1 protein-coding gene and 1 pseudogene are annotated in these 1,242 nt (G+C 65.5%); one reads left to right on the plus strand and one right to left on the minus strand.

Annotated features, from left to right (window positions below):
- Nucleotides 1–340 precede the first annotated feature (340 nt).
- Nucleotides 341–487 carry a hypothetical protein gene (locus ACFWZ5_RS46450; protein WP_384893356.1) on the plus strand — a complete coding sequence of 49 codons (147 nt, stop codon included), beginning with the start codon at nt 341–343 and terminating at the stop codon, nt 485–487.
- 410 nt (nt 488–897) lie between these two features.
- Here the strand turns inward: ACFWZ5_RS46450 and ACFWZ5_RS46455 are convergent.
- Nucleotides 898–1,242, minus strand: a pseudogene (locus ACFWZ5_RS46455) (IS5/IS1182 family transposase); the annotation flags it as partial.

Below are 1,242 nucleotides of genomic sequence, written 5' to 3' on the forward strand. Positions count from 1 at the left end.
CAGGCCAGCGGCAAACATGTCAGCCGTCTACGGTGCGGATGCACTCGCGAAACGCACGCCGCTCATCCGTCAGCCCACCGCCTTGCGGATACCTCATCCATCAGACATACCGCGACGAGCATCCAACGTCAGCCCCTCACGACACCACACCTACAAGCTCAGTAGCAGTCATCGTGCCAGCGGGCGGGCAGGCCCGGTACGGTGGGCGTGTTCCAGCACAAGGCAAGGGGTGGCGGCATGGCGGGCGAGACGCTGGTGACGGTGGTGGGCAATCTGACCGCCGATCCGGAACTGCGGCACACCAACAGTTCGCGAAGGACGGGCCGTCCTCCAGTGGCTGGTGGACCAACCCCACCATCGCCGAGCAGAAGTTCCCGAGTGGATCGGCACCTACGGCTCCCTGGAAAACGTCATCATCCAGCTCGCCGAGGAGCACGAGGACGGCCCGGAGACCGTGGTCAGGGCCTGGCCCGAAGAACACGTGTAGACACTGACGGGCCCTGCTGACTCGGGGACGCTGAGCCCGCGCCGGAGGGCACGGGCACACCCACGCTTGCGGGAAACCCAGAGGTCCGCAACACGACGGGCCGCACACTCACCCCAAGATCAATCTCATTGATATCCGCTGTACCGATGTACCAAGGCACAAACCGTGCCCCGTCGCGTGGAGCAGGGAGTTGAAGTCCTTGCCCTCCACTATGAGAGCCGGGTGAAGGCTGGCTAGGTATGCTTTGAGGAGGTGCTCGGCAGCGATCCCAGCATGGTGGACTGCCAAGTCGTGGGATGATGGACCTTCAGCGAGGGTGATGAAGGCGGCGGCCATCCAGTTGCGCGACGAGAGCCTGAGCCGTTGAGCGTCCATGAACTGGACCTTAGAGGTCGTGTTCTCCTGTTGTTTCATCCCTGGATGCGGCTTTGATCGGGTGATGTCGGGTCGTGCCAGGGGATGGTGTTCTCGCCGGTGAGGCGGCGGGCCATCAGATCGGTCATGGCGAGGCGGGTCATGGCTGCGGAGCGGTGGGGGTGGGTTTCGTAGTCGCGGGCCAGGCGGCGGTGGAGCATCCGCCAGCCGTAGGTCCGCTCGATGGTCCAGCGTTTCGGGATGGGGGTGAAGCCCCTGGTCCCGGGGATGCGTTCGACGATTTCGAGGTCGATGCCGAGGGCGGGCGGCGTGCTCGACGAGGCGCTGGCGGTAGCCGCCGTCGACCCGCACTTTGCGCAGGCCGGGGTGGTCGGGGGCGG

Source organism: Streptomyces sp. NPDC059003, from assembly GCF_042740445.1.
GTDB lineage: Bacteria > Actinomycetota > Actinomycetes > Streptomycetales > Streptomycetaceae > Streptomyces.